We start from the raw sequence: 6,692 nt of genomic DNA on the forward strand, positions 1-6,692 counted from the left end.
AACAGCGTTAAATACGTCTGATACTTCTGAACGAGTTGCACGTGGTTTTTCAGTCATTGTTTCAAGCATGTTTGTTGCAGTGATAACAACTTTACCAGCAGCGTTCACTTTAGTGATGATCATTTTTTGGTAAACTGGAACCATTTCAAATGGTACTTCGATACCCATGTCACCACGAGCGATCATGATACCATCAGCAGCTTCAATGATTTCGTCCAAGTTATCGATACCTTGTTGGTTTTCGATTTTAGCGAACAATTGAACGTGACCGTTACCAGTTTCTTCACAGATTGCACGAACTTCGTTAACGTCTTTTGCAGTACGTACGAATGAGATCGCGATGAAGTTGATACCTTGTTCAAGACCGAAGCGGATATCAGCGTTATCACGTTCAGCAAGAGCTGGGAAAGGAATTTTAGTGTTAGGGATGTTTACACCTTTTTGTTTAGCGATAACACCGTCGTTTTCAACTTCAACGACAAATTCACGAGTTGCATCGTCTTTTTCTACAACACGAAGACCAAGTTTACCATCGTCAACCAATACTTGGCGACCAACTTCAACGTCATCATAGATGTCAAGAGCTCCAGCAACGTTCAAAGCAATCACTTCACGAGTTGATTTGATACCTTGTTTAGTTGCAACACGGATTTTTTCACCAGTTTTGTATGAGTACTCTTTAGCTTCACCTTCAAACAATTCAGTACGGATTTCTGGTCCTTTAGTGTCAAGAAGGAAACCAACTTTTTTACCTGCAAGTTTTTCTGCAAGTTTAACAGTTGCCATACGGTCACCTTGTTCTTGGTGGTCACCGTGTGAGAAGTTGAAACGGAAAGTGTTAGCTCCTGCTTCAATCAATTGAGCAATGTTTTTAGCTGAAGCTTCAACGTCAAGTTTTTCACCCCAATATCCGTCTTCACCGAATTTTTTACCACCACGGATTTCTACCGCAGGACCCAAAGTTGCAACGATTTTTACACGTTTGTTCATGATTTTTGTGACTCCTTTATATAATTTGACCTTTTATGGTCATTTTACCAGTTTAGTTAAAGTTGATTATGACAAGCTCTTGTTCAAAGCAGAAAGTTCAAGGTCAGCTTTATGAGGATTGTTAACAACAATCTTACCATCAGCTGTTAGGCTAAACAAAGCTCCTTCTTCTGCAGTTCCAAGAATTGGATTTTCAACCATTTTCTCGTTACGGATACCAACAGCGACACCACCGATTCCTTGTTTAAGAAGTTTAACAGCGTGTGCTCCCATACGTGACGCCAATACACGGTCACGAGCAGTTGGAGATCCACCACGTTGGATATGACCAAGTTCAGTTACACGAAGGTCGCTTGTATCTCCAGCTTCTTTTAGTTTTTGACCAAATTCAGCCGCTGACATAACACCTTCTGCCAAAACGATAATGTTGTGTTTCTTACCGTGTTCATATCCAGCTTTGATACTTGCTACGATGTCTTCCATCTTGAAGCCTTCTTCAGGGATGATAATTTCATCAGCACCAGTGGCAATACCAGCCCAAAGAGCGATATCTCCAGCATTACGTCCCATAACTTCAACTACGAAAGTACGACGGTGACTTGATGAGGTATCACGAATCTTATCGATGGCATCCATTGCAGTTGTAACTGCAGTATCAAATCCGATTGTGAAATCAGTACCTACGATATCGTTATCGATTGTTCCTGGAAGTCCAATAGCAGGGAATCCATGCTCAGTCAAGCGCATTGCTCCGTGATAAGAACCGTCACCACCGATAACTACGACACCTTCGATACCGTGTTTTTTCAACTGCTCAATCCCTTTAAGTTGACCTTCGAGTTTTGCAAACTCAGGATAACGAGCAGAGTGAAGGAAAGTACCACCACGTGAAATGATGTCTCCCACTGAAGCAGCATCAAGTGGATAAATTTCGCCTGCAACCATACCTGCGTATCCATCATAGATGCCAAAAACTTCCATTCCTTCTGAGATTGCTTGACGAACTACTGCACGGATGGCAGCATTCATACCAGGGGCGTCTCCACCACTAGTCAAAACAGCAATACGTTTCATTTGGTTTTGCTCCTTTTTCTTTTAACATTCTAACTGATTATACCATAATTAAAGTTAAAATTCTTTTATTTTCATTGATTTTTAACGATAAATCGTTTTCATAGTTATTTGACTCAAAGATTCCTGCAAACTAACATCTTTTGCAACAAAATAACCCGGCAAAAGAACATTTTTTTGTTCATTTTCGTAGCGAATAATGACTGGAATTTGTCCCTTGTATTGTTCTAAAATATGATAAATTTCAGAATCATGTTCATGATCAGCAGCCTGAATCCAAAATCGTTCACTCACTGCTTCTTTTAGATTATTTAATACTAACTGAAGGCGACCGTCTCTTGCCTGCACTTTTCCATTAAGGTAGTAAAATCTTCCTTCATGTAAGAGATTGTTAAATTGACGATACTGGTCAGAAAAAACTGTGACTTCAAGCTTCGTTTTACTATCACTAACTTTCAGAAAAGCCATGTTTTCACCTTTTTTAGTACGAATGACACGAATGGATTCTATCTCAACGAGTACTGTAGCTGTCTGTCCTTCAGATAGTTCAGACAAACTCACAATTGGATAGAGGGGATTCTTTGCTAAAACCAGTAAGGGATGCGGACTGATACCAACTCCAAGCCACTCCTGTTCCTTACGAAACTTCTCGACTTGCGTAAAATCCTCACTCTCAAGCCAATTGTAGCTATTATCTGCAAACAAACTCCCCAATTCTTCCACAAAAATAAACAAAGTAGGTAAATTGGATAAGATTTTTTGGCGATTTTTTTCAAAACTATCGAATAAACCAATCTCGACTAGGGGAGTTAAAAGACTCAACTTCTGATAATTTTTAGGCAAGCGAGTGACAAAATCTTCAACACTACTAAAAGGACGACTCTCTAAAATCCAATAGGCAAAATCTCGAGGCATCCCCTTGATACTCTTAAGTCCCAAGTAAATAGTCTTGTCTGTCAATTTATCCTGATATGGGATTGTATTGATAGAGAGTGATATCAGTTCAAAACCCATTTCAAGGGCATCGAGAATATAATCTCCACTGGCATAGTTGAGCATGACTTGATAAAAGATTTCTGGGTAATGTGTTTTAAAGTAAGCAAGTTGAAAAGCTAAAGCCGCATAAGCATAAGCATGTGATCGGTTGAAACCATAACCAGCAAATTTTTCCATGACAGCAAAAACCTGCTGAGCCTGTTCCTTTCCATGACCTTTTTCGAGTGCACCTTGGATAAAACTCTCTTCCATTCGGTGCATCTCAGCTGCGTTCTTTTTACCCATGGCACGACGTAAAATGTCGGCCTTCCCAAGGCTAAAACCAGCATATCGCTGAGCTACTTGCATCACCTGTTCTTGGTAAAGCATAATTCCATAAGTTGGAGCTAAAATATCTTCCAAAACTGGGTCCAGAACCGTCACCTTTTCTTTACCATGTTTTCGAGCCACAAAGTTATCAATATAGTCGCTCGCACCTGGTCGGTTTAAAGAAGTTGTTGCTACTACTTCTTCAAAGTTTTGTGGCTTCACTCGTTTCAATAAACGGATAGCTCCAGGTTGTTCAAATTGAAAAATCCCCTTGGTCTTTCCAGCTGCAAAGAGGGCTAAAGTTTCCCTATCCTCAAGGTCAATTTCCTCAATCCTTAGCTGAATTCCTTGAGTTTCAAATAAGAGATCCTGCATTTTTTGAGCGAAAGTTAGGTTTCTTAAGCCCAAGAAATCCATCTTGAGCAAGCCATTTCCCTCGACTCCATGAGCATCATACTGGGTAATGAGCATATCCTCACCATACTTAAGAGGAATATAGTCCGTCAGATTTTTATCACTAATCACGACACCAGCAGCATGGATGGAGGTTTGACGTGGTGCTCCTTCTATTTTCTTGGCAATTTCAAAAGCCTTTTGGTACTCAATCTTACCTTGAATCAGTTGTCTAAAGCCTAGATTACCTTCATAGGCACTTGTTAAGGTATCTTTGAAACCGATTTTTTTGGTAATAGCCGTTAACTCATACTCAGGTACACCATACCGTTTAAAAACATCTCTGACGGCCTGTTTAGCACCAAAGGTTGAGTAGGTGACAATCTGAGCAGCGTGAATACTGCCATAGCGGTCACGAACATAGCGAATAAACTCTGGACGATAGATATCAGGAATATCAATATCGATATCGGGCATGGTATAACGTTCACGATTTAAAAAGCGTTCAAAAATGAGATTTTTAGCTACAGGATCAATACCAGTGATATCTAAGGCATAGGCCACTAGACTTCCAACTGCAGATCCACGCCCCATACCCATATAATATCCTTGAGAACGACCAAAACGTAAGAGGTCCCAGACAACCAAGAAATAGTCATCGAATCCCATGTCATGAATCACAGATAGCTCTTCTTCTAAACGAGCCTGATAAACTGAATCTAGTAAGCCTTTCAGTTCCAAGCCCTTAATAGCCCTTTCGCGCAACTCTTCAACAGCTGGTCTCTCTGGATTGAAGCGTGGAAGCTTGAGACTACTATCAATCTCATAGGAAGCTTCCTTGATTAATCTTGCAAGATTTTCAAGCGCGAGTGGAAATTTCTCTACAAAAATCTGTTCTAGACGGTCAGTAGGTAAAAACAAGCCTTGTTGCGATTGAACATCTACCTCTCGCAAGGTCACATTTTCCTTAATCGCCTTGAGCATTTGGAGCGTTTCTAAATCCTCAGCTTCGAAAGAATTAACACGATAAAGAGGGAGAATGGGGTGAGAAAAATTTGATTGAGGTGTATCTGGATAAACCCCGATATAGTAATCGTGTCCTAAATCTAAGTCATTCATTCCAGAATAATAGGGAACAATAACACAAACATCTTCTAGATAGGGAGAAAAATCAGTCCATTCCTTTTTACCTGTCATTTTTTGACTCGAAAGTTTCATGAGATTTCGATAACCATGATTTGATAGGGCTAGAAAGCGCAGATTAATCAGTTCTGCCTTATGATGAACGGTCACCTCAAGACCTAATAAGGGCTGAATCCCTTGCTTTTGGCACTCTTTGATAAAATAATAAGCTCCATAGAGATTATCAATATCCATGATTCCAAGTGCTGAGTAGCCGTATGCTTTCCCTTGGTCAACATACTTCTGAATGGAAATCATACTCTCCATGAAACTATAAACCGTTTTTGTATCAAGTTGTGCAATCACTCGCTATCACCTCCCTTTTTCTACTTATATTATACCATTTTAGAAAATAGAAAAACAATTTCTTTCTTCCCTTGTAGAAAAAAGAACCACAGTTGAATTAACCGTGATTCCCATTCATTATTCTACCTCTAGGATAGGATTTGTAGCTGTCAAGTGGCTGATCTTACCACTGATACCAAAATATTCCTCAATTTTAGTATGTAATTCTAGCATTGCTTCCCGAGCTCGTGATGCCTGTTCTTCATTGATAGCTTCAATGACTAAAACAGCATCTTTGGTTTCTTCTGTTAACATGGTTCTTTGGGCTTCACGCCAGTTTAAACACCGACAAACCGCACCTTGTTCATCAAAATAAATCATTTCATCAGCTAAGGCAGGAGCATCACTTTCAGCCCCTAGTGGAAAGAAGGATTCATTCCCTTGAGCTCTTCCAAGACATAAGTCACCAACAATCTTAGCTAAATCCTCTCCCCCCATACAAGGAACTGTGTAAGAAAGTGAAACGCTATTATAGACATCTACCAAAGGATTTATTAGATTAAATTCTCTTCCTTGACTCACACATTTTAATAAAGCCTCAATAGAAGAACGAGCACCTTTTTTTGTTTTGAGTTAAGTGAATGCCTGACGCCATTCTTTTTCTTTCATTCTACTACAAATTCAAAAAACGAGTAGCCTACAAGCTACTCGATAGGAACTATAATGAATTTTCACGAATCACTTCTACCTTGTATCCATCTGGATCTTTGATAAAGTAATAGTTTGGTTGAGTCCCTGGAAGTCCATTAGGTGCTGTTACTTCATAGCCTTTGTCGCTATGTTCTTTATGAAGAGCCTCAAGGTCAGGTGTACTTAGGGCGATGTGAGCAAAACCGTCACCGACAACATAAGATCCGTGATCATAGTTGTAGGTCAACTCCAACTCATAATCATCACCTTCAAGTCCAAGATAAACAATAGTGAAAGCATAGTCTGGAAAGTCTCTACGACGTAATTCCTTAAAACCAAAGGCATCCTGATAAAAAGCGATTGATTTTTCAAGATTTTCAACTCGCAAGCAAGTGTGTAGCATTTTAGAAGCCATTTTTTTCTCCTTTGTTTAAAAAAGACTGGGACAAACTTGCACCAGTCTTATGAATAATTATTTACCAAGTTTTGCTTTAGCTGCATCTGCAAGAACTGCGAAAGCTGCTGCATCGTTAACAGCCAAGTCAGCAAGCATTTTACGGTTAACTTCGATCTCAGCCAATTTCAAACCATGCATCAATTGTGAGTATGAAAGTCCGTTGATACGAGCTGCCGCATTGATACGTGTGATCCACAATTTACGGAAGTCACGTTTCTTTTGACGACGGTCACGGTATGCATAGTAGTAAGAGTTCATTACTTGTTCTTTTGCAGTACGGAACAAGATGTGTTTAGCTCCATAGTAACCTTTTGCTAAT

Annotated in this window: 5 protein-coding genes and 1 pseudogene; all 6 read right to left on the minus strand. The window is 39.7% G+C overall.

Translation table 11 applies throughout. From position 1 onward, the window contains the following. On the minus strand, positions 1-990 hold a 990-nt coding region (gene pyk, locus E7C97_RS08820), incomplete at its 3' end, for a pyruvate kinase (RefSeq protein WP_316108953.1). Between the two features lie 66 nt (positions 991-1,056). After that, entirely contained in the window at positions 1,057-2,064 is a 1,008-nt protein-coding gene (pfkA, locus tag E7C97_RS08825; RefSeq protein ID WP_000820873.1) for a 6-phosphofructokinase, read from the minus strand. An 81-nt stretch (positions 2,065-2,145) separates the two neighbouring features. Continuing rightward, the gene (locus E7C97_RS08830; protein ID WP_316108954.1) at positions 2,146-5,247 is read right to left on the minus strand and encodes a DNA polymerase III subunit alpha; all 3,102 of its coding nucleotides are present in this window, start codon (positions 5,245-5,247) and stop codon (positions 2,146-2,148) included. A 117-nt stretch (positions 5,248-5,364) separates the two neighbouring features. Next, positions 5,365-5,886 (minus strand): annotated as a pseudogene (locus E7C97_RS08835) (B3/4 domain-containing protein); the annotation flags it as partial. A 58-nt stretch (positions 5,887-5,944) separates the two neighbouring features. Beyond that, positions 5,945-6,331 (minus strand): VOC family protein, encoded by a 387-nt coding sequence (locus tag E7C97_RS08840; protein WP_316108956.1) that lies wholly within the window; start codon positions 6,329-6,331, stop codon positions 5,945-5,947. Between the two features lie 57 nt (positions 6,332-6,388). Next, positions 6,389-6,692: 50S ribosomal protein L20 (gene rplT, locus E7C97_RS08845; RefSeq protein WP_316108958.1), on the minus strand; the 304-nt coding region annotated here is incomplete at its 5' end.

Origin of the sequence: Streptococcus sp., from assembly GCF_032481935.1 — a bacterium.
Lineage (GTDB): Bacteria > Bacillota > Bacilli > Lactobacillales > Streptococcaceae > Streptococcus.